2 protein-coding genes are annotated in these 1,688 nt (G+C 52.0%); both read right to left on the bottom strand.

Annotation, left to right across the window (positions count from 1 at the left end; translation table 11 throughout):
• Positions 1–917 precede the first annotated feature (917 nt).
• Complete coding sequence (locus NIG5292_RS14885) at positions 918–992, bottom strand: DUF3768 domain-containing protein (RefSeq protein ID WP_370726560.1); 75 nt, start codon at positions 990–992, stop codon at positions 918–920.
• Positions 993–1,308: 316 nt separating this feature from the next.
• On the bottom strand, positions 1,309–1,688 hold a 380-nt coding region (locus tag NIG5292_RS14215; protein ID WP_048600199.1), incomplete at its 5' end, for an IS110 family transposase.

Here is a 1,688-nt window from a genome sequence, read left to right as displayed (position 1 = left end):
TTCGCCGAGCTGACTTTCGTTGTTTGTTCAATCGCTCTCGCTCAATCACAAACACCTTCAGTCTTTTGCTTCACATTTGAGTAGATCAAACAGCTTAAGCACTATGATCATATATAAATGGGATCTCATCCAGATTGTGTAGTCATACCAAGGCTATCCGCAGCCTTGGTATGACGAGACCTCATCCGAGTTGCTCTCGCCTGTCATAAGCGCAACCTTGTTACAGGTAGCTGGGGTTACCCTGTCAGCTTTACGCGCCACCTTTTCGGCAGCACACCCAATGCATCCAAAGCTATGACTGACCGTGGATACGGGCTGTGGGGTACTCTTACGAGCCTTGTCTCCCACTCCTGCCATCTCTCTTTGCAGACGCTGGATGACACAGCGACGGTTGAACATGCAGCTCGGCTACTGCGCGGCATCCCTAACATCCTCCGCCACAGCGTGACCTGTGTTCGGATCTTCTTGGGGCATCTTACGATGCATAGAGCCTGTCGCCGATCATAAAGACAGCACAACCATTTTAGTCTTCACGTGTATTTATCAACGACAGCAAAAAAACCGTACAAAACTGGCTATTCTGCAGCTACTGCCACAGGCGCTTTCTTTGTGGTTTTACGCGCAGCGCTTTTGGCCTCAGCCTCTTGGATGATCTTTACAAATCTTGGGTGCACAAAGTCAGGCTCCAGACCTGCACACATACACACTTCATTAAACTCGCGGGATGGATAATTCCCAACCCACCGGGCTGCAGTGACAAAGTCTTTATGTCCTTCATGACTGCGGTTTGCGTCACGAATATCTCGAAGAACTTGCAGCAGCACGGACTGCCATAGAAGGTTATGGGCTTGAGTCTCTCTCATGGAACAACAGTAACCGAACATCACACAGTGTCATCCTGATACTTTTGTGCAAAATCAATACTCGTCTGCCAACATAATCGTAAGTACACGCGCGGTGACAGCAGGATCGCTGGGGTCTGGCGAATGCATTTGCAGGTCCACGTCGTAGGTATCGTGTGTGGATGCTCCCGGTTTCGCAAGGTGATTTCGGGACATTTTCTGGGTCAAGTTTATCGGTATCGGTCGTGTGTCAGGCCTCGTCAGATGTGGCTCTGATCGCCACGGGCCGTTATGGAGTTCGATCGCCTCAGGTCCAAATCGATCTTGAGGACTATTGGTGTCCTTGATTACTATATGGTTTTCCCGATGCGGATCAGCCGATGCTTTTGCCCATAATTGTCCTTTGATCTCCTTACTTTCCGGAATTTGTCAGCGCGAGCCGACCGTTCCGAACCTCTGCGCGGCGTCAGGCATACTCGACCAAACCACCACGATAATCCTGTTTCTTCGTGACCATGGCCCAAAGAATGCGGGCCATTTTGTTAGCCAGAGCGACGGCAGCCAACGTGCCCTTTTTGCGTTCAAGTAAGCGCCCTAGCCAGCCGTCGGGTTTGACACCTTTCCAGCGCGCCCATCTGATGCATACGGTGGCTCCTGTGATCAGTAATCGCCTCAGATCGGACTGGCCCATCTTACTGATTCGACCCAGTTTGGTTTTGCCACCCGTCGAGAGTTGTTTGGGCACCAAGCCCAGCCAGGCTGCAAAGTCGCGCCCACGCCGGAAGCTTTCCATGGGCGGCGCGAACGCAAGGAATGCCGCTGCTGTGATCGGGCCAACACCCGGCA

This window comes from Nereida ignava, from assembly GCF_001049735.1.
In the GTDB taxonomy this organism is placed as follows: domain Bacteria; phylum Pseudomonadota; class Alphaproteobacteria; order Rhodobacterales; family Rhodobacteraceae; genus Nereida; species Nereida ignava.
The sequence above is the reverse complement of the archived record's forward strand: the minus strand, read 5'-3'. Positions and strand labels throughout refer to the sequence as shown.